18 protein-coding genes are annotated in these 20,268 nt (G+C 71.4%); 5 read left to right on the top strand and 13 right to left on the bottom strand.

Annotation, left to right across the window (positions count from 1 at the left end; genetic code table 11):
• Positions 1 to 144: 144 nt before the first annotated feature.
• The gene (locus OG982_RS21890) at positions 145 to 348 is read right to left on the bottom strand and encodes an acyl-CoA carboxylase subunit epsilon (protein ID WP_266784168.1); all 204 of its coding nucleotides are present in this window, start codon (positions 346 to 348) and stop codon (positions 145 to 147) included.
• Positions 349 to 372: 24 nt separating this feature from the next.
• Positions 373 to 1,956 (bottom strand): acyl-CoA carboxylase subunit beta, encoded by a 1,584-nt coding sequence (locus OG982_RS21885; RefSeq protein WP_266949138.1) that lies wholly within the window; start codon positions 1,954 to 1,956, stop codon positions 373 to 375.
• Positions 1,957 to 2,220: 264 nt separating this feature from the next.
• Here OG982_RS21885 and OG982_RS21880 point away from each other — a divergent pair, with 264 nt between their 5' ends.
• Entirely contained in the window at positions 2,221 to 2,838 is a 618-nt protein-coding gene (locus OG982_RS21880; protein WP_266784172.1) for a YceI family protein, read from the top strand.
• A gap of 61 nt (positions 2,839 to 2,899) precedes the next feature.
• Here the strand turns inward: OG982_RS21880 and OG982_RS21875 are convergent, their stop codons facing one another.
• Positions 2,900 to 4,237 carry a hypothetical protein gene (locus tag OG982_RS21875; RefSeq protein WP_266949137.1) on the bottom strand — a complete coding sequence of 446 codons (1,338 nt, stop codon included), beginning with the start codon at positions 4,235 to 4,237 and terminating at the stop codon, positions 2,900 to 2,902.
• A gap of 110 nt (positions 4,238 to 4,347) precedes the next feature.
• Here OG982_RS21875 and OG982_RS21870 point away from each other — a divergent pair, with 110 nt between their 5' ends.
• A complete protein-coding gene (locus tag OG982_RS21870) occupies positions 4,348 to 4,839 on the top strand; it encodes a hypothetical protein (protein ID WP_266949136.1) in 492 nt (163 codons plus the stop codon).
• 12 nt (positions 4,840 to 4,851) lie between these two features.
• Here the strand turns inward: OG982_RS21870 and cimA are convergent, their stop codons facing one another.
• The 5 genes from cimA to ureA all read right to left on the bottom strand — a co-directional run bounded on the left by cimA (position 4,852) and on the right by ureA (position 11,004).
• A complete protein-coding gene (cimA, locus tag OG982_RS21865; protein WP_266784178.1) occupies positions 4,852 to 6,477 on the bottom strand; it encodes a citramalate synthase in 1,626 nt (541 codons plus the stop codon).
• A 326-nt stretch (positions 6,478 to 6,803) separates the two neighbouring features.
• Positions 6,804 to 7,424, bottom strand: coding sequence for a TetR/AcrR family transcriptional regulator (locus OG982_RS21860; protein ID WP_266784180.1), 621 nt, complete (start codon positions 7,422 to 7,424; stop codon positions 6,804 to 6,806).
• 30 nt (positions 7,425 to 7,454) lie between these two features.
• On the bottom strand, positions 7,455 to 8,489 hold the full coding sequence (locus OG982_RS21855; RefSeq protein ID WP_266784182.1) for an agmatine/peptidylarginine deiminase: 1,035 nt from the start codon (positions 8,487 to 8,489) through the stop codon (positions 7,455 to 7,457).
• Between the two features lie 26 nt (positions 8,490 to 8,515).
• Positions 8,516 to 10,249: an urease subunit alpha gene (locus OG982_RS21850; RefSeq protein WP_266949134.1), complete on the bottom strand. Its 1,734-nt coding sequence runs from the start codon at positions 10,247 to 10,249 to the stop codon at positions 8,516 to 8,518.
• Positions 10,246 to 11,004 carry an urease subunit gamma gene (ureA, locus tag OG982_RS21845; protein ID WP_266784186.1) on the bottom strand — a complete coding sequence of 253 codons (759 nt, stop codon included), beginning with the start codon at positions 11,002 to 11,004 and terminating at the stop codon, positions 10,246 to 10,248. Before ureA ends, OG982_RS21850 begins: the two co-directional genes overlap by 4 nt.
• A gap of 167 nt (positions 11,005 to 11,171) precedes the next feature.
• On the opposite strand from ureA, the gene OG982_RS21840 reads away from it, so the two are divergent.
• Complete coding sequence (locus tag OG982_RS21840) at positions 11,172 to 12,605, top strand: cytosine permease (protein WP_266949132.1); 1,434 nt, start codon at positions 11,172 to 11,174, stop codon at positions 12,603 to 12,605.
• Positions 12,606 to 12,681: 76 nt separating this feature from the next.
• Here OG982_RS21840 and OG982_RS21835 read toward each other — a convergent pair whose 3' ends face one another.
• From OG982_RS21835 to OG982_RS21815, 5 genes are all read right to left on the bottom strand, one after another.
• Positions 12,682 to 13,113 carry a type IV pili methyl-accepting chemotaxis transducer N-terminal domain-containing protein gene (locus OG982_RS21835; protein ID WP_266784190.1) on the bottom strand — a complete coding sequence of 144 codons (432 nt, stop codon included), beginning with the start codon at positions 13,111 to 13,113 and terminating at the stop codon, positions 12,682 to 12,684.
• A gap of 168 nt (positions 13,114 to 13,281) precedes the next feature.
• Positions 13,282 to 14,367, bottom strand: coding sequence for a branched-chain amino acid aminotransferase (locus OG982_RS21830; RefSeq protein WP_266784192.1), 1,086 nt, complete (start codon positions 14,365 to 14,367; stop codon positions 13,282 to 13,284).
• A gap of 229 nt (positions 14,368 to 14,596) precedes the next feature.
• The gene (locus OG982_RS21825) at positions 14,597 to 15,637 is read right to left on the bottom strand and encodes a 3-isopropylmalate dehydrogenase (RefSeq protein WP_266949130.1); all 1,041 of its coding nucleotides are present in this window, start codon (positions 15,635 to 15,637) and stop codon (positions 14,597 to 14,599) included.
• Positions 15,638 to 15,717: 80 nt separating this feature from the next.
• Positions 15,718 to 15,846, bottom strand: coding sequence for a hypothetical protein (locus OG982_RS21820; protein WP_266784196.1), 129 nt, complete (start codon positions 15,844 to 15,846; stop codon positions 15,718 to 15,720).
• A 261-nt stretch (positions 15,847 to 16,107) separates the two neighbouring features.
• Complete coding sequence (locus tag OG982_RS21815; protein ID WP_266949128.1) at positions 16,108 to 17,007, bottom strand: LysR family transcriptional regulator; 900 nt, start codon at positions 17,005 to 17,007, stop codon at positions 16,108 to 16,110.
• 100 nt (positions 17,008 to 17,107) lie between these two features.
• Here OG982_RS21815 and OG982_RS21810 point away from each other — a divergent pair, with 100 nt between their 5' ends.
• A complete protein-coding gene (locus OG982_RS21810; RefSeq protein WP_266949127.1) occupies positions 17,108 to 18,121 on the top strand; it encodes an NADP-dependent oxidoreductase in 1,014 nt (337 codons plus the stop codon).
• Between the two features lie 119 nt (positions 18,122 to 18,240).
• Complete coding sequence (locus OG982_RS21805) at positions 18,241 to 20,268, top strand: phosphocholine-specific phospholipase C (protein WP_266784202.1); 2,028 nt, start codon at positions 18,241 to 18,243, stop codon at positions 20,266 to 20,268.

Raw genomic sequence — 20,268 nt, 5'->3', positions numbered from 1 at the left:
GGCCTCCTTCGTTCGGGTGCTTCCCGGGATCCCGGATCCCCCGGAGCCCCGGATCTCCCGGGATCCCGGGACCGGGAACGCGAAGAGCGGGTGTCGTCGTGGTCGACGTCACCCGCTCTTCGCGTGGTGTGCTGCTGGCTGCTGCTAGCCCTGCCAGCTGTGCGGGGCCCGGAAGCCCGGGGTGCGCTCCAGGCGGCGCCAGCCGGCCTGGGAGCCGATGCGGTGCACGGGGGCGGCGGTGGGAGCGGCGGCGGCGCGGGCGAGCAGGATCGCGGTGATCGCGGCCAGCTCCTCGGGCTCGGCGTTGCCCTTTTCGACCTTCAGCAGGGTGTCGGCGGTGATGCTCATGTGGTGGCGGGTCTCCTTCGCTGCTTACTGCGGCGGGTTGCCGTGCTTGCGCGACGGCAGATCGGCGTGCTTGTTGCGGAGCATCGCGAGGGCGCTGATCAGTGTGGAGCGGGTCTCGGCGGGGTCGATGACGTCGTCGACGAGGCCGCGCTCGGCGGCGTAGTACGGGTGCATCAGCTCGGCCTTGTACTCCTTGACCATGCGCGCGCGCATCGCCTCGGGGTCCTCGGCGTCCGCGATCTGCTTGCGGAAGATGACGTTGGCCGCGCCCTCGGCGCCCATCACGGCGATCTCGTTGGTCGGCCAGGCGTAGGTGAGGTCGGCGCCGATGGACTGCGAGTCCATGACGATGTACGCGCCGCCGTACGCCTTGCGCAGGATCAGGCTGATCCGCGGCACGGTGGCGTTGCAGTACGCGTACAGCAGCTTGGCGCCGTGGCGGATGATGCCGCCGTGTTCCTGGTCGACGCCCGGCAGGAAGCCGGGGACGTCCAGGAGGGTGATGATCGGGATGTTGAACGCGTCGCACAGCTGGACGAAACGCGCGGCCTTCTCGGAGGCGTGGATGTCCAGGACGCCGGCGAGGTGGCCGGGCTGGTTGGCGACGATGCCCACGACCTGCCCGTCCAGGCGGGCCAGCGCGCAGATGATGTTGCGGGCCCAGCGCTCGTGGATCTCCAGGACGTCGCCCTCGTCGACGAGTTCCTCGATGACCTTGAGCATGTCGTACGGCCGGTTCCCGTCCGCGGGGACCAGGTCCAGCAGGACGTCCGAGCGGCGGTCGGCCGGGTCGGAGCTGTCGTGGACGGGCGGGTTCTCGCGGTTGTTGGAGGGGAGCATCGAGATGAGGTAGCGGACCTCGGAGATGCAGGTCTCCTCGTCGTCGTACGCGAAGTGCGCCACGCCGGAGGTCTCGGCGTGGACGTCGGCGCCGCCGAGCCCGTTCTGGGAGATCTCCTCGCCGGTCACCGCGCGGACCACGTCCGGGCCGGTGATGAACATCTGCGAGGTGTCGCGGACCATGAACACGAAGTCCGTCAGCGCCGGGGAGTACGCGGCGCCGCCGGCGCACGGGCCCAGCATCACCGAGATCTGCGGGATGACCCCGGAGGCCTTCGTGTTGCGCTGGAAGATCCCGCCGTAGCCGGCCAGCGCCGAGACGCCCTCCTGGATACGGGCGCCCGCGCCGTCGTTCAGCGACACCAGCGGCGCGCCGGCCGCGATGGCCATGTCCATGATCTTGTGGATCTTCGTCGCGTGCGCCTCGCCCAGCGCGCCGCCGAAGATCCGGAAGTCGTGCGCGTAGACGAAGACCGTGCGGCCCTCGACCGTGCCCCACCCGGTGATCACACCGTCGGTGTAGGGCTTCTTCGCCTCCAGGCCGAAACCCGTCGCCCGGTGCCGGCGCAGCTGCTCGACCTCGTGGAAGGACCCCTCGTCCAGCAGGAGCGCGATCCGCTCCCGGGCCGTCAGCTTGCCCTTGGCGTGCTGCGCCTCGGTCGCCCGGTCACTGGGGCCGCGCTTGGCCTGCTCACGCAGGTCGTGCAACTCGGCCACACGTCCGCGGGCATCCGTCGGCTCGCTCGAAGTCTGATCCACAACGGTCATGTACTGACCTTACGAAGCCGGTCCGCGAAAACCCTCCGTTGGATCCGCACAGTCTCCGGCGCGTTCCGCTGTGTGGCCCGAACAGATCCTCCGAATGATGTACGGACTCTGCCAGCGCAGGCCGGTGCCCGTTGTGGGGGTCCAACAAAATCGCGCGACACGCCCTCAGATGTTGAAATTTGAACGGAATAGGTCTACGGTCAGTCTCGTTGAAAGTTCAACAACAGCACGACCCACGAGCAGCACACTATCGAGGAGGAAGTCATGGGTATCTTCACCCGCCGCAGCCAGGAGTCCGCCGCCGTGAACACCGCCGTCAGCACGCTGGAGGTGGACCCGGCCCTGGCCGCGCTCACCGGTGACTACGTCATCGACGCCTCCCACAGCAGCATCGGCTTCACCGTCCGCCACGCGATGGTGACCAACGTGCGCGGCAGCTTCGCCGACCACGAGGGCACCCTGCACCTGGACGGGTCGGACCCCTCCCGCTCCACCGCCTCCATCGACGTGAAGATCGCCTCCGTGGACACCGGCATCGCCGACCGCGACGGCCACCTGCGCGGCGGCGACTTCTTCGACGCCGAGGCCTTCCCGCTGATGAGCTTCCGCTCCACCCAGGCGGCCCAGCTGGGCGGTGACACGTACCGCATCACCGGTGACCTGACGATCAAGGGCGTGACGAAGCCGCTCTCCATCGACCTGGAGTTCAACGGCTCCGCCACCGACGTCTACGGCAACCAGCGCGTGGGCTTCGAGGGCACCGCCGAGATCCTGCGCTCCGAGTGGGGCCTGACCTGGAACGCGGCGCTGGAGACCGGCGGCGTGATGGTCAGCGACAAGGTCAAGCTGACCTTCGACATCTCCGCCATCAAGCAGGCCTGACGGGCCTGACCACCACCCGGTGCGCGGACCCGGGGGCGGCACGCGGGGGACACGGCGTCCCCTAGAAGCCGCCCCCGCCGTCGAACCCGCCGCCACCGTCGAAACCGCCACCGCCGCCGAAGTCCCCGCCGCCGAAGTCGGACGGGTTGAAGTCGGCGCCCGAGACGTCCCCGCCGTCGAAACCGTTGCCTCCGCCGAAGTCGGAGGCATAGGCGGGACTGGACATCATCGACCCGAGCAGCGTGCCCACCAGCAGGCCGGGCAGGATGCCGCCGCCGAAGTAGCCGCCGGCCCAGGGACCGTACGCCGGGCCGGCGTCGTAGTACGGGCGCGGCCCGTGTTCCGTGTCGACCGTACGGACCGCCGGGTCGAGGCCGTCGCGCAGCCGTACGGCGTCCGCCGCGCAGACCGGGACGGTACGGGTGGCCCCGCCGGCCGGGGCCCAGTCGGCGTCCTGGGTGCTCGGGCCGTGCCGGGGGTCGAAGAAGCAGGGCAGCCGGCGCTCGGGCAGCGGTTCGCCCCGGCGACGGGCATCGAGAGAGGCCAGGGCGAACCGCCCGTCCTCCAGCGCCTGGGTCACCCCCTTCACCTCTTCCGGGTACCGCACCGAAGCCATGATCTGCTTGGCCTTCTCGTACGAGTCCAGGCTCTGCTCGTAGTCCTTGCGCATGGCGTCGTCCGCGCCCGCCTCGCCCGGGTGGAAGTCCAGCCGGTCGAGCTCCTCGCCGAAGGCCGTGATGTCCTCGTCCACGACCACCCTCAGCCGCTCGACGGCCTCGCGACGGGTCTCCTCCTTCTGCCGGCGGTTGCGCCGGACCAGCATGTACGCGCCGCCGCCGCCGACCGCGGCGACCACGCCGAGGGTGATCAGCCCGCCGACCGGGGCGCCGCCGTCCGCGCCGGTGTCGCCCCAGGAGGCCGGGGCGGTGCCCCGGGTCTGGGGCAGGGCCTGGTCGACGAAGTTGTTGAGCTGGGTCACCGCGTCGGGCGAGCCCACCTTCACCGCGTCGGTGAGGTTGTGTACGGCGTTGGCCGGCATGACCGCCCGGTCGGCCCCGGCGTCGAAGCCGTCGCCGAGCCGGATCGCGTAGAGGCCGGTGATCCCGGTCTCGGCCCGGACCGCGCCGAGCACCTTGTCGGCGGGGAACTCGCCGGTCGCGGGGAGCACCGCGACGAAGACCGGCTTCCCGGCGTCCTTGATCTTCTTTGCGAGCGCCTCGGCGTCCGCCGGGGTCAGCTGCGCCTGGGCGCGGGGGTCGACGTAGACCGGCCCGTCCTTGAGGGCCTCCCCCACGGCGGCGACTCCGGTGGCCGCCGATGCCTGCGGGGCGACCACGAGGGCGGTCCCGAACAGGGCCAGCAGCAGACCGGAAAGTACGGATATCAGCCTGGTCCTCATACGCATGACGCTACCCGAACCGGTACTTTCCTGTGTGAGCTGGACATAAGGTCATCCCGCCCCGGACGCGGCCCCTCCGCGCCTACCCTCCCGCCAGGGGGGTGGGGCCGATGCGACGCGCGTGGCTGACGGGGACGATGGTGCTGGCCGCGGCGGGGCTGCTGGCGGGGTGTACGCCGCCGCACCTTGATCTGGTCGCCGCGTACAACGGGGACGACGGCAAGCCGTGGATCATGCTCGCGCCGTGCGGGAAGGACGACATCGAGTCGGTGTGGGTGTCCGGCTGGAGCACGGGCGATCCGACCGGGCCACAGGAGGATTCGGGCTGGGCCAGCCGACGGTTCGAGCCGGGCATCGGGGGTGAATCGCTGCCCTTGTTCGAGCCCCCCGCGTCGTGGGACGCAAACCTGAGGGGCGCGCAGAAGCTTCTGCCCGGATACACGTACAGCGTGAGCTTCTTCGCGCGGGACGGCAGCGTCTACTACGGGAAGTCGTACGTCACCGCCGAGGACCTCGCCGGGCTGAAGCCCGGCGAGGTGTGGTCCGGCGGCCGGGCCAAGACCCGCAAGGAGTTCCGGGAGTACGTGAAGGACGAGTGCTGACCCGGCGGGGGGCTACTCGGCCGGCTCCACGCCCGCGTGGAGGAGGCCGTAGGTGAACGCGTCCTCCAGCGCCTGCCAGGACGCCGCGATCACGTTCGGGGCCACACCGACCGTGGACCACTCGCGGGTGCCGTCCGTCGTGGAGATCAGCACGCGGGTCGTGGACTCCGTGCCGTGCTTGCCCTCCAGGATGCGGACCTTGTAGTCCACCAGCTCGAACTTGGCGAGCTGCGGGTAGAAGCGTTCGAGAGCCACCCGCAGCGACCGGTCGAGGGCGTTGACCGGGCCGTTGCCCTCCGCCGTCGCGACGATCCGCTCCCCCTTGGCCCACAGCTTCACCGTGGCCTCGTTGGCGTGCGTGCCGTCCGGGCGGTCCTCGACGATCGCCCGCCACGACTCCGTACGGAAGTACTTGCGCGCCCGGCCCTCGACCTCCGCGCGCAGCAGCAGCTCGAAGGAGGCGTCGGCGGCCTCGTACGTGTAGCCCTGGAGCTCCCGCTCCTTGACCCGCTCGACGACCCGGGAGACCAGCGCGCGGTCCCCGCCGAGGTCGACACCGAGCTCCTTGCCCTTGAGCTCGATGGAGGCCCGGCCGGCCATGTCGGAGACCAGCATCCGCATGGTGTTGCCGACCCGCTCGGGGTCGATGTGCTGGTACAGGTCCGGGTCGACCTTGATGGCCGAGGCGTGCAGGCCGGCCTTGTGCGCGAAGGCGGAGACACCCACGTACGGCTGGTGCGTGGAGGGGGTCAGGTTGACCACCTCGGCGATGGCGTGCGAGATCCGGGTCATCTCGGCCAGCGCGCCCGCGGGGAGCACCGTGCGCCCGTACTTGATCTCCAGCGCGGCGACGACCGGGAACAGGTTGGCGTTGCCGACGCGCTCGCCGTAGCCGTTGGCGGTGCACTGGACGTGCGTGGCCCCGGCGTCGACCGCGGCGAGGGTGTTGGCCACCGCGCAGCCGGTGTCGTCCTGGGCGTGGATGCCGAGCCGGGCGCCGGTGTCGGCGAGGACGGTCGCGACGACCGCGGTCACCTGCGCGGGCAGCATGCCGCCGTTGGTGTCGCAGAGGATGACCACGTCGGCCCCGGCCTCGTGGGCGGTGCGGACGACGGACTTCGCGTACTCGGCGTTGGCGCGGTAGCCGTCGAAGAAGTGCTCGCAGTCGACGAAGACCCGGCGGCCCTGGGCGACCAGGTGGGAGACGGTGTCCCGGACCATCTCCAGGTTCTCGTCCAGCGTGGTGCGCAGCGCGAGCTCGACGTGGCGGTCGTGGGACTTGGCGACCAGCGTGATCACCGGGGCGCCGGACTCCAGCAGGGCCCGCACCTGGGGGTCCTCGGCGGCCGAGCCGCCGGCCCGCCGGGTGGCGCCGAAGGCGACCAGTTTCGCGTGCTTGAAGGCGATCTCGGCCCGCGCACGGGCGAAGAACTCGGTGTCGCGGGGGTTGGCGCCGGGCCAGCCGCCCTCGATGAAGCCCACCCCGAAGTCGTCCAGGTGCCGGGCGATGGTCAGCTTGTCCGCGACCGTGAGGTTGATGCCCTCACGCTGGGCGCCGTCGCGCAGGGTGGTGTCGAAGACGTGGAAGCTGTCGTCGAGGACCGCTGCTGCCCCTGTCGCCTCTGGTGTCGTCGTCATGCTGATCTGACTCCTGTCGGATGAGTGGTTCCGGATAACCGGGATCCACTGCCCCCATCATCGCGCGCAGCGCGCCCCCGGCCGGGGATGGGGCCGGGAAACGAAAAAACCTCTCGCGGGTGCGAGAGGTCTGCGCGCGGGTCTGGGGCACGATGGCCGCCTGCCCGTAGGTTTTCCACGGTTCAGCGGTCACTGCGGACCGGCGCGCTGCTGCCGATAATCATGAGCTGAGCAGGCACGTTCGCAGTGTGCCACACCGCCTGCCGCGGATGGACAGGGATCTCAGCATCCGGGCAGCGCCGCCCGCGGGCCGGCCGCGACCCCGCTCAGTCGCGGCTCTGCGGGGTGAGCGCGTCCGCGAGGAACTCGCGTACGTGGTCCAGGATGCCGTCCCGGGACAGGCCCGGAAGGCCTACTGCGACCTGGATGCTGAACCCGTCGAGCAGCGCCCGCAGCCGGGCGGCGAAGCGGTCGGGGTCGACCGCGCGGAACTCCCCGCGCGAGATGCCCTCGGCGAGCAGCGCCACCAGGTCGCGGTGCCAGGCGCCCTCGATGGCCGCCTGCCGGTCGCGTTCCTGCGGGCCCGCGTTCTGCGAGCGGTTCCAGACCTCCAGCCACAGCGTCCAGTGCGGATCCCGGGCGGCGTCGGGCACGTAGAGGTCCACGTACGCCCCCAGGCGCTCGCGCGCCGGGCCGCGGCGGGAGAGCAGGGCGCGGCGCCGGGCGCCGAGCGCGGCCTCGCTCCACTCCAGGGTCTGGAGCAGGAGCTCGTCCTTGCTGCCGAAGTAGTAGAGGAGGTGGCCGCTGCTCATGCCGACCTGGCGGCCCAGGCCGGCCATGGTCAGGCCGTCGAGGCCGCGCTCGGCGATCGTGGCCATGGCGGCGACGAGTACGTCCTCGCGCGGCGGCGCGTTCTTCCGCGCCGCCCGTACTCCGCCCGCCGCCATGGCCTCTCCTCACATCGTTCGCCCCGGGTGTCAGACCTTGGGCTGCTGCTGGGTGATGCAGTGGATACCGCCACCCCCGGCGAAAATCGTACGTGCGTCAACCAGCGTCACGGTCCGCTCGGGGAACAGTCCGCGGAAGATCTCGGCGGCCTCCTCGTCGCGCGGGTCGTCGAAGGCGCAGAGGACCACGCCGCCGTTGCAGAGGTAGTGGTTGATGTACGAGTAGTCCACCCAGTCCCCGTCCTCCACCAGGGTGGTCGGCGCGGGGATCTCCACGACCTCCAGCCGCCGGCCCTGGGCGTCGGTGGAGGCGCGCAGGATGGCGGCGATGGTCTTGCAGCGCTCGTGGTCCGGGTGGGCCGGGTCGGGCTGGCTGTGGACCATGACCACGCCGGGGCGGGCGAACGCGGCGACGATGTCCACGTGGCCCTGGGTGCCGTAGGTGCCGTAGTCGCCGGCCAGGCCGTACGGGAGCCAGATCGCCTTGGTGGTGCCGAGGTGGGCGTGGATCTCGGCCTCGACCTGCTCGCGGGTCCAGTCGGGGTTGCGGCCCTTGCCGAGCTGCACGGTGTCGGTGAGGAGCACGGTGCCCTCGCCGTCGACGTGGACGGCGCCGCCCTCGTTGACCAGCGGGGTGCTGAACGTCCGGGTGCCGATCAGGTCGGAGACGTGCCGGGCGATCTTCGAGTCGTGGTCCCAGCGGGCCCACTCCTGGGCGCCCCAGCCGTTGAACGTCCAGTCCACGGCGGCCAGCTCGCCCGCGCCGTTGGTGACGAAGGTGGGGCCGATGTCGCGCATCCAGGCGTCGTCGAGCTCCCGCTCGACCAGCTCGACGTCATCGCCGACGATCGCGCGGGCGCTCTCGGCGTCACCGGGCGAGACCACGAGGGTCACGGGCTCGTACGTGCGGACCGCGCGGGCGACGGCGCCCCAGGCCTCGCGGGCCTCGGCGAGTTCCCGCTCGTTGGTGAAGGTCGGGTTGGGGCTGGGCCAGGCCATCCAGGTGCGCTCGTGGGGCGTCCACTCGGCGGGCATCCGGAATCCGTTGGCGGCGGGCTTGGTCATGGCAGGGTCCTTAAGGATGTTCCGGCTTACAAGAAGTACAGGCGGTTGAGGGAGACCGAATCGGCCGCTTCGGAGCGCAGCGGGTCGCCGTCGAGGGTGACGAGCCCGCTGCGCGCGTCCACGTCGACCGCGCCCACCCGGGAGTTCAGGAGGAGGTCCTTGGGGCCGATGCCGCGGGTGCCGCGGACGGCGACGCGGCGGCGCCGGGTCGGCATCCGGTCGCTGCCGAGGGCCGCGGCGGCGGCCGAGACGAAGGCGACGGAGATGTCGGCGGCGGTGGCGCCGTAGGCCCCGAACTGCGGGCCGAGGACCAGCGGTTCGCAGGTGTCGGTGGCGGCGTTGGGGTCGCCGGTGACGCCGTAGGCGGGGAAGCCGGACTTGAGGACCAACTGGGGCTTCGCGCCGAAGAACTGCGGGCGCCACAGCACGATGTCGGCGAGCTTGCCGACCTCGATGGAGCCGATCTCGTGGGCCAGGCCGTGGGCGATGGCCGGGTTGATCGTCAGCTTGGCCATGTACCGCAGGACGCGGGCGTTGTCGTCGCCCTCGCCGTCGCCGGCCAGCGGGCCGAGCTCGCCCTTCATCTTGGCGGCCATGGCGAAGGTGCGGCGGATGGTCTCGCCCGCGCGGCCCATGCCCTGGGCGTCGGAGGAGGTGATGCCGATCGCGCCCAGGTCGTGGAGCACGTCCTCGGCGCCCATGGTGCCGGCGCGGATCCGGTCGCGGGCCATGGCGGCGTCGCCCGGGAGGTCGGGCTTGAGGTCGTGGACGGAGACGATCATGCCGTAGTGCTCGGCGACGGCGTCCCGGCCGAAGGGGAGGGTGGGGTTGGTGGAGGAGCCGATGACGTTGGGGACGCCGGCCATCTTGAGGACGTTGGGGACGTGTCCGCCGCCGCAGCCCTCGATGTGGAAGGCGTGGATGGTGCGGCCGTCCAGGACGCGCAGGGTGTCCTCGACGGAGAGGCATTCGTTGAGGCCGTCGCTGTGCAGGGCGACCTGTACGTCGTGCTCCTCGGCCACCCGCAGGGCGGTGTCCAGGGCGCGGGTGTGGGCGCCCATGTCCTCGTGGACCTTGAAACCGGAGGCGCCGCCCTCGGCCAGCGCCTCGACCAGCGGGGCGGCGTCGGAGGAGGAGCCGCGGGCGAGGAAGCCGATGTTCACCGGCCAGGCGTCGAAGGCGTTGAAGGCGTGCTTGAGCGCCCAGGGGGAGTTGACGCCGACGCCCCAGACCGGGCCGAACTCCTGGCCGATGACGGTGGTGACGCCCGCGGCGAGCGAGGCCTCCATGATCCGCGGCGAGAGCAGGTGGACATGGGTGTCCACGGCGCCGGCGGTGGCGATCATGCCTTCGCCGGAGACGATCGAGGTGCCGGTGCCGACGACGACGTCGACCCCGTCCAGGGTGTCCGGGTTCCCGGCCCGGCCGATGGCGTGGATGCGGCCCTCGCGGATGCCGACGGAGACCTTGCGGATGCCGAGGACGGCGTCGATGACCAGCACGTTGCTGATCACGACGTCGCAGGTCTCGCGGACGGCGGCGGCCTTCAGGTGCAGGCCGTCGCGGGCGGTCTTGCCGAAGCCGGCCAGGAACTCGTCCCCGGGCTTCTGGGCGTCGTACTCGACCCGGACGGTCAGCCCGGAGTCGCCGAGCCGCACCCGGTCCCCGGCCCGGGGGCCGAAGACGGAGGCGTACTCGTGCGGGTCGATGTGCCGGCTGCCCGGCGCGCAGTGGTCGCTGTGGGGGGTCTGGCGGCTCATGCCGGGTTCCCTTCGGGACGCGGGAGGTCGTTGCCGGGCGCATGGCCGGCGGCCGGGGAGGCCTCGTCGGCCGGGCCCGTGCCCAGGTAGCCGCACGCCGCCGCCCTCGCCAGGGCCTGCGCCTTCGCGCCGGGGGCGTCCAGGGGGCCGTCCACCAGACCGGCGAAGCCGACGGCGATGCGGTCGCCGCCGATCGGGACGAGCCCGACCTCGCCCTCGCCGTGCGGGTCGAACCGTACGGAGGACCCCGCGGGAACGCACAGGCGCATGCCGTAGGCGGCGGCCCGGTCGAAGTCGAGCCGGGGGTTCGCCTCGAAGAAGTGGAAGTGGGAGGTGACGCTCACCGGCACGGAGGCGGTGTTGCGCACCCGCAGGTGCACCACCGGCTCCGGCTGGGGGGCACCGGGGCCGGGCACGACGGCGCCGGGGGCGTCGTCGCCCAGGCCGACCGCGCCCTGGATCGGGGACGAGACCACCGCGAGACGGGATCCGTCGTCGAAGACGGCCTCCACGTGCACCTCGGTGACCACGTCGGCCACGCCGGGCAGGACGTCGTCCGGGCCCAGTACGGTGCGGGCCTCCTCGATGGCCTCCGCCAGCCGCTTGCCGTCGCGCGCGGCCTCGCAGACCGTGTCCGCGATGAGCGCCGTGGCCTCGGGGACGTTGAGCCTCAGTCCGCGGGCCCGTCGGGCCCTGGCCAGTTCCGCGGCGCTGCGCAGCAGCAGGCGGTCGCGCTCCGTAGGGGTCAGCCGCACGCCGATCCACCACCTTTTGAGTCGATGGGTTAGAGCATCACTCTAACTCTTCATTTTCCCGTTGGGAATCATTGACCTGGGACCAGGGCGTGGGTCACATTGAGTGTCGCTCAAACATTGCGCATCCATCGCTAGGCCACCCCCCGCCCGGCCAAGGGAGTCCCCCCATGCCCATCGAACAGCGCGGCGTCGACACCATCCCCGAGGAGGAGCGGACGAGCGGTCCCGGTGACCTGATCTCGATCCTGCTCGGCTCCAATCTCTGCCTCGGTGTCATCGTCTTCGGCTGGCTGCCCCCGTCCTTCGGACTGGGCCTGTGGCCCTCGGTCACCGCCATCGTGACCGGCACCCTCGTCGGCATCGCCTTCACCGCGCCGCTCGCACTGGTGTCCCTTCGCACGGCGACGAACCTCTCCACCTCCAGCGGCGCACAGTTCGGCGTACGCGGCCGGCTCGTCGGCTCGGTGGTCGGCCTGCTGCTCTCCCTCGGCTACACGGCGCTCACCCTGTGGATCGGCGGCGACGTGATGGTCGGCGTCCTGTCCCGGCTCACCGGACTGCCGGACACCGGCGTGTCGCGGGCCGTGATGTACGGCGTACTGGCCGCCTGTACCGTCGTCGGGGCCGTCTTCGGCTACCGGCTGCTGCTGCGCATGAGCAAGGTCCTGTCCATCGGCATGGTGGTGCTGCTGGCCATCGGCGTCTTCGCGTACTCCGGCGACTTCACCACCGCCGCGCCGCCGGAGACCCCGTACCTCCTCGGCTCCTTCTGGCCGACCTGGCTGCTCGCCGCCGTCGCCGCCGGGCTCAGCGGCCCCGTCGCCTTCATCACCCTGCTCGGCGACTACACCCGCTACATCTCCCCGCGCCGCCACAGCTCCCGCAAGGTGCTGTGGTCCACCGCCCTCGGTCTGCTGGTCGGCCTGCTGATACCGCAGCTGTTCGGGACCTACACCGCGCTCGCCGCCAAGGCCGGCGCCGACTACGCCGGACCGCTCGTCGAGGCCGCGCCCTTCTGGTACCTGGTCCCGCTGCTCGCCGCCGCCGCGGCCGGCTCGGTCGGCAACGCGGGCCTGATGCTCTACTCCATGGGCCTCGACCTCGACGCGATCGTCCCGAGGGCCACCCGGACCACCGCCACCCTGGTCGCCGCGGCCGTCGCCACCGCCTTCGTGTTCGTCGGCTCCTTCGAGTGGGACGTCCAGTCCGCGATGACCTCGTTCGTGCTCGTGCTGACCGCGATCGGCACCCCGTGGGCCGTGATCACCCTGATCGGATACGTCCGCTGCCGGGGGCGCTACGACGCCGACGCCCTCCAGGTCTTCAACCGCCGCTCGGTCGGCGGCGTCTACTGGTACCGCCGCGGCTGGAACGTGGCCGCCACCGTCTCCTGGGCGGTCGGCGCGGGCGTAGGCCTGCTCGCCGTGACCACCCCGTTCTACGAGGGCCCGCTGCTCGCCGTCACCGGCGGCGTGGACTGCTCGTTCGTCCTGTCCGGCCTGGTCGGCGGGCTGGTGTACACGGCGCTGACGTTCCGCGCCGTGCCCGCGCCCGGAGTCGCTGCCGGCGCGGCGGACAGGGTGGCGGTCGCCGTCGACTGACCGCGGACCGGGACGGGCGCACGGCGCGGGCCCCGGGGGACGTCCCCCGGGGCCCGCGCCGTCGGACCGTCAGGCGCTAGCGGCAGTTCTGCGAGGTCGTCGCCTCGGTGGCCGCGGTGTCCAAGGCCTGGATCTGCGGCTGGAGCTGGGTCAGGGCGTCCTTGCCCGTAGTGTCGCCCGGCAGGTCCTCGTAGGCCTTCTTGAGGTTCTCCGCGGCCGTCGTGACAACGTCCTTCTCGGCCGACTTGAGGGCCGAGGTGTTCTTCTTGACGTTCTCCCAGTCCGTCTGGACGGCGTCGTACGCCGACTTCATCTGGTCCTTGGTGGCCGTGGCCGGGTTCAGCGCCTTGAGTGCGGCGTTGTCCGACTTCAGCTGGGTCAGGCTGGTACACAGCTCGGCGGCGGCCTTCGTGGCCTCTTCCTCCGGAGTCGTGTCGTCGCTGGAGCATGCCGTGGCGCCGAGTACCACGGCGGCACAGAGCAGGCCGGAGGCAACGAAGCGCTTCATGGGGGTCCGCCTTTCCGCCGGCCCTGCGCCGGCCACACCGCCAACCTCGCACGCCCTCCGCGGCGCCGCATTCCCGGACGGCCGGGCAGTGGGCCGCCCGGGTGAGCACGTACGAAGGCCCGCGCCCCGGGATCCCGGGGCGCGGGCCTTCGTACGTACTGCGTCGCTCTAGCCGAGCGGGTGCATCCAGCCGTGGGCGTCGGCGGTGTGGCCGGTCTGCAGGTCCAGCAGCGCCTTGCGGAGCTTCATGGTGACCTCGCCGGGCTCGCCGTTGCCCTGGGTCCAGTTCGCGCGCTCGGACTTGACCGAGCCGACCGGGGTGATCACGGCGGCGGTGCCGCAGGCGAACACCTCGGTCAGGGTGCCGTTCTCGTTGTCGCGCTTCCAGTCCTCGGTGGTGATCCGGCCCTCCTCGGCGGTGTAGCCGAGGTCGCGGGCGATGGTGAGGAGGGAGTCGCGGGTGATGCCCGGGAGCAGCGACCCGGTGAGCTCGGGGGTGACGATGCGGTCGCCGTACACGAAGTACAGGTTCATGCCGCCCATCTCCTCGATCCAGCGGTGCTCGACGGCGTCGAGCCAGACCACCTGGTCGCAGCCGTGCGCGGCGGCCTGCGCCTGGGCGACGAGGGAGGCGGCGTAGTTGCCGCCGGTCTTGGCGGCTCCGGTGCCGCCCTTGACGGCGCGGACGTAGTCCTCGGAGAGCCAGACGGAGACGGGCTGGACGCCGCCGGGGAAGTACGCGCCGGCGGGCGAGGCGATCACGATGAAGAGGAACTCGTTGGCCGGGCGGACGCCCAGGCCGACCTCGGACGCGAACATGAACGGCCGCAGGTACAGGGAGGCCTCGCCGGAGTCCGGCACCCAGGCGCGGTCCTGCTTGATCAGCGCGTCGCAGGCCTCGATGAACAGCTCGGTCGGCAGCTCCGGCATGGCCATGCGGCGGGCGGAGGCCTGGAACCGCTCGGCGTTGGCCTGCGGGCGGAAGGTGGCGACGGTGCCGTCGGGCTGGCGGTAGGCCTTGAGGCCCTCGAAGATCGTCTGCGCGTAGTGCAGCGTCATGTTCGCCGGGTCCATCGACAGCGGGGCGTACGGGACCAGCTCGGCGTCGTGCCAGCCGCGGCCCTCGGTCCACTTGATCGTCACCATGTTGTCGGTGAAGTGGCGGCCGAAGCCGGGGCTGGCCAGGATCGCTTCGCGCTCCGCGTCGGACAGGGGGTTCGAGGAGGGCTTCAGCTCGATCGTGGGCGTCGTCATGAGTGCTTGTCCTTCACCGGTTTTGTAGGGCGGACCGCGCTCACGGCGTACTAGGACGTCCGAGCTTCCCCGTATTCCGCGGCCTCGCGTTCGATTATCGCGCGGGAGCAGGCTTCGGTGAAACGGGGTGATGCGGCCCAGGGGAGATGGTGGCACCCGAGGCCGCGCAGGAGAAGCCGCCGGGTGCGGTGATCGCGACCCGGCGGCTTCCTGAGGTGGAGCTGCCGGGTCAGCCGGCTACTCGGGCGGCGAGCGCGTCGCCGATCGCGTCGGTGGAGCGGAAGGTGCCGTCGCGCTCCGCGAGGTCGGCGGTGACCGCGTCCTCGATGCGGGCGGCCTCGGTCTCGTGGCCGAGGTGGCGCAGCAGGAGGGCGACGGAGAGGATCGTCGCGGTCGGGTCGGCCTTGCCGGTGCCGGCGATGTCCGGGGCCGAGCCGTGGACGGGCTCGAACATGGACGGGAAGGCGCCGGTCGGGTTGATGTTCCCGGAGGCGGCCAGGCCGATCCCGCCGGTCACGGCGGCGGCCAGGTCGGTGAGGATGTCACCGAAGAGGTTGTCCGTGACGATGACGTCGAAGCGCTCGGGCTGGGTGACGAAGAAGATCGTCGCGGCGTCGACGTGCAGGTAGTCGGTGGTGACCTCCGGGTACTCCCGGCCGACCTTGTCGAAGGTGTTCTTCCACAGGTGGCCCGCGTACACGAGGACGTTGTTCTTGTGAACCAGCGTCAGCTTCTTGCGCGGGCGGGCGTTGGCCCGCTCGTACGCGTCGCGCACGACGCGCTCGACGCCGTAGGCGGTGTTGACGCTGACCTCGGTGGCCACCTCGGCCGGGGTGCCGGTGCGCAGGCTGCCGCCGTTGCCGGTGTACGGGCCCTCGGTGCCCTCGCGGACCACGACGAAGTCGATCTCCGGACGGCCGGCGAGCGGGGTGGCCGTGTTCGGGAACAGCTTCGACGGGCGCAGGTTGATGAAGTGGTCGAAGGCGAAGCGGAGCTTCAGCAGCAGACCGCGCTCCAGCACGCCGGACGGGACCGACGGGTCGCCGATGGCGCCCAGCAGGATCGCGTCGTGATGCTTGAGGGCCTCGAGGTCGGCGTCCGGGAGGGTCTCGCCGGTGCGGTGCCAGCGCTGGGCGCCGAGGTCGTATTCCTTGGTCTCCAGCTTCACATCCTGGGGCAGGATCGCGGTAAGGACCTTGAGGCCCTGAGCCACGACTTCCTGGCCGATGCCATCACCGGGGATCACTGCGAGATTGATGCTGGTCGACATGTCGGAACCGTACTCCCGGTCCCAGCCCTCGGGCATATCCCGTCCACCATGTGGACCAATATGCCCGAGGCCGGGGCTGCTCAGTGGCCGGTCGAGCCGCCGTTGTCGCGGCGGTCCAGGGCCCGCTGCAGGGCGGCGGCGGCGTTCTTGCGGTCGGCGTCGGCGGTGGAGGAGTGGCGGACGCGTCGGGCTGCGGTGGTTGCGTTCATGGTGATCGACTCCTTGAGATCACGGCGTGGCGGGGCCACGGATGAGGGGTTCCTTCAAGGCGCCGGAAGAGGCGGGGAGCGGAGCGCCGCAGGGGTTGCCTGCCAAAGGGCGCACGCTCTCGACCGCCATTCGCCGGATCAGCGAGACGTTCGGCTTCTACAAAGCTAGGGCAGCTCCCGTTGTATGTCTCCGCAATTACTCGGGCTTCCTACTATCTGAGACGACCCGCCCCCGGGAAGGCCCTCTCGAACGGCTCCGGTTCAGCCCGTTTCGGAGCGGAGTTCCCTGATCAGAGCCCTGACGGCGAGGGTGGAGGCCGATTCCGGCGTGGTGACGTATCCCACGCGCCTCACCGGCCTCGAAGGGCCCAGATCGGTGATGTCCACGCTGTCGCCGGCCTCGCGCAGCGACAGCTCGGGCAGGATCGCCATCCCGAGGCCCCGGCCGACCATCGTGAGCACCATCCCGTCGTCCTCCGCCTTGACCGTGGCCCGGGGGATCCAGTCCTGGGCCCGCCACCAGTCCCGGGTGTAGGAGCCGCAGTTCTCGTCCCAGTCCAGCAGGGGCAGCGATTTCGGGTCCGGGTGCCCGGCGGGGTGGACCAGTGCGTACGCCTCCTCGCGGAGCACCCCGGTCAGCAGGGCGGCCGCGCCCGCCGTGCCCGCCGTGCCCGCCGCGCCACCCTCGGCGCCCGGGTCCAGCGTCGCGATCCCGAGGTCGGCGCGGCCCGCGGCCACCTCCCCCGAGGTGCCGGCGCCGATCTCGCGGACCACCCGGACCTCGGGGCGGATGCCGGGGTGGCGGGCCGTGAGCCGCTCCAGGGCGGGCGGCAGCAGGTGCAGCGCCGCGCTGCGGAAGGCGGCGATCCGGAGCACCCCCGCCACCGTGTCGCGGCCCGCGCCCCGGACTTCCGCGCCGAGGACCTCGTACATCCGCAGGATCCGGCGGGCGAGGGCGACGGCCCGCTCCCCCGCCGGGGTGGGCGTGGCCCCGCCGCGGCCGCGCTCGAAGAGCACCGAGCCGACCTTGGACTCGCTGCCCCGCACGGAGTGGGACACGGCCGACTGGGTGAGGCCCAGGGCCACTGCGGCGGCGGAGAAGCCGCCGCTTTCGGCGACGGCGACCAGGACCCGGAGTTCCTGGGGCAGCAGGTCGGCCACGGGGCTCTCACCTCGTTCTATGAGCGGCGTTAATGGATGTGCGGCTTCCATGAACGCAACCCCCTGCCCGGGCCGGTGATTCCTTCCTAACGTCCTCGGCATGAGCACCAGCACGGCGTACGCCGTTCACCAGACCGCCCGCCCCACCGGCTTCCCCTCCGCGTCCGCGTTCGCCCTCGTCCCCACGCCCGTCCCCGACCCCGCTCCGGGCACCGCGCTTGTGGAGAACCTCCTGCTCTCGGTGGACCCGTACCACCGCGGCCTGATGGACGGCGGCGAGGGCGGCTTCGAGCTGAACACCCCTTTGGAGGGACGCTCGGTAGGCCGGGTGGTCGCCTCCCGCGACCCGGGCCTCGGCGAGGGCGACCTGGTCTTCCACCGCGCGGGCTGGCGGACCCACGCCCTGGTCACCCTCGGCGTGGACGGCACCCGCAAGCTGCGCGGCCACGAGGGCGTCCCCCTGGAGGCGTACCTCTCCGTCCTCGGCGGCACCGGCCTGACCGCGTACGCCGCGCTCACCCGGACGGCGGTCCTGCGCGAGGGCGAGGACCTGTTCGTCTCGGCCGCCGCGGGCGGGGTCGGCACGGCGACCGGTCACATCGCCCGGCTGCTGGGCGCCCGCCGGATCATCGGCAGCGCGGGCTCGGCGGCCAAGGTCCGTCACCTCACCGACGCGCTCGGCTTCGACGCGGCCTTCGACTACCACGACGGCCCGGTCGGCGAGCAGCTCGCGCAGGCGGCGCCGGACGGCATCGACGTCTACGTGGACAACGTCGGCGGGGACCACCTGGAGGGCGCGATCGACTCGCTGCGCGAGTACGGGCGGATCGCCTGGGTCGGCGCGATCTCGATGTACAACGGGGACCGCTCGCCGGCCGCGCCCCGCAACCTCTTCGAGGTCGTCCACAAATCGCTGCGCATGGAAGGGGTATTGGTTCGAAACCACACCAATTTGCAGGATGAGCTGGAGGATTTCCTGGTGCCCCACCTGCGCAGCGGCCGCGTGGGTACCGACACCACCGTTGTACAGGGAATCGATCGCACCGTGGAGGCCTTCCTGGGCATGCTCCGAGGGGACAATCTGGGCAAGATGCTCGTCCGTCTCGACGGCTGAATCCAGCCAACCGGATGTTCACCGACTTCTTACCGCACGGATGTAGACCTTTGGACGGGCTCGCGCCACTCTTGCCGTCAATGTGCCAGCGGGGCACTTGAGTTGGAGGCGAGTAGCCAGTGACACCGATCAGCCGCAGAGGTTTCGTGGGAATCGGCGCCGGACTGGTGGCAGGGGCGGCCCTGCCCGCGATCGCGCCGACGTCGGCGGCGGCCGCCGCCGCGTCCGGCACCATCACCGACGTGAAGCACGTGGTGATCCTGATGCAGGAGAACCGCAGCTTCGACCACTACTTCGGCAGGCTGAAGGGTGTCCGGGGCTTCGGCGACCGCGCCGCCGGCAACATCCCCGGCGGCTGGGGCACCTTCAACCAGCCCAACTGGGGCGGCCGCCAGTATCCGTGGAAGCTCTCCGCCACGCCGCCGGCGGGCGGGGCCGACAGCCAGACCCTGGCCCAGTGCACCGGCGACCTCCCGCACAGCTGGACCTCGCAGCACGCCGCCTGGAACAACGGCCGGATGGACAACTGGGTCACCGGCGTCGGCAGCGCCCGCACCCTCGGCTACCTGGACCGCGGCGACATACCGTTCCACTACGGCCTCGCCGACAACTACACGATCTGCGACGCGTACTTCTGCTCCACCCTCAGTGCCACCGGCCCGAACCGCACGTTCCTGTGGAGCGGCAAGATCGACGCGAGCAGCAAGGACGGCGGCGAGGAGTCCGGGCTGACCTGGGAGACGTACGCGGAGGCCCTCCAGCGGGCCGGCATGACCTGGAAGGTCTACCAGAACGCCCAGGACAACTACGGCGACAACGGTCTGGCCTACTTCAAGAAGTTCACGGACGCCGCCCCCGGCAACCCGCTGCACGACCGGGGCATGGCCTCCGTCCCCCGCGTCACCGGCTCCACCCCGGACGACATCGCGGCCGCGATCCGCGCCGACGTCGTCGCCGGCACCCTCCCCCAGGTCTCCTGGGTCGTGGCGAACGAGGCCTTCTCGGAGCACCCGTACGCCCCGCCCGGCGACGGCGCGCACTTCGTGGACCTGGTCTACCGCGCGCTCGCCGCGAACCCGGAGGTCTTCGACTCCACCGTCCTCTTCCTCAACTACGACGAGAACGACGGCTTCTTCGACCACGTGCCGCCGCCGATCGCCCCGCCGGGCACGCAGGGCGAGTACATCGACGGCATCCCGGTCGGCCTCGGCTTCCGCGTGCCGATGCTCGTGATGTCCCCGTGGACCCGCGGCGGCTGGGTGAGCTCGGAGGTCTTCGACCACACCTCGGTGCTGCGCTTCATGGAGACCTGGACGACCGCCCTCGGCACCCCGGCGGCCTGCCCCAACATCAGCGAGTGGCGGCGCAAGGTGGTGGGCGACCTGACGGGCGTCTTCGACTTCGCGCACCCCGTCTACGGGGTCCCCGCCGGCCTGCCCTCCACCGCGAAGGTCATCGGCCAGGCGACCTGCGGCCCGCTGCCCAACCCGGCGCCGCAGGACAACGCCCTCCCGGCGCAGGAGTCCGGTACGCGCCCGGCGCGGGCGCTCCCGTACCAGGTCAACGGCAACCTGGACCGCTTCGAGTTCGGGGCGGCGGGGAAGATCCTGGCCTGGTTCTCGATGACCAACCAGGGCGCGCAGGCCAAGCGGCCGGCGCACTTCTCGATCCACCCGCACCAGCACCGGGACACGTCGGCCTGGCAGTACACGGTGGACCCGGGCGCGACGGCTACCGACTACTTCAGCATCGGGCTCGGCAGCGGCTCCGGGAAGTACGACATCTCGATGTACGGCCCGAACCGGTTCCTGCGGCGGTTCATCGGCGACGCGTCCAAGGCGGGCAAGGCGATCGAGGTCGCGTCCCGCTTCGCGGTCGAGCCGGGCACCGGCAAGACGGCCGTCTACTTCAAGATGACCAACACCTCGGCCTCCCCGGTCACCTTCACCATCCGCTCGAACGCCTACCGCACCGACGGCCCGTGGACGTACACGGTCCCGGCGAACTCCTCGCGCGAGGACTTCTTCAACGCCGTGCACTACAGCAAGGGCTGGTACGACTTCACGATCCTGGCGGACTCCGACGGCACCTGGTCGCGCCGCTACACCGGTCACATCGAGACGGGCGCGCCCAGCGTCTCGGGCTGA

The sequence above is a fragment of the Streptomyces sp. NBC_01551 genome (assembly GCF_026339935.1).
GTDB lineage: Bacteria > Actinomycetota > Actinomycetes > Streptomycetales > Streptomycetaceae > Streptomyces.
The sequence above is the reverse complement of the archived record's forward strand: the minus strand, read 5'-3'. Positions and strand labels throughout refer to the sequence as shown.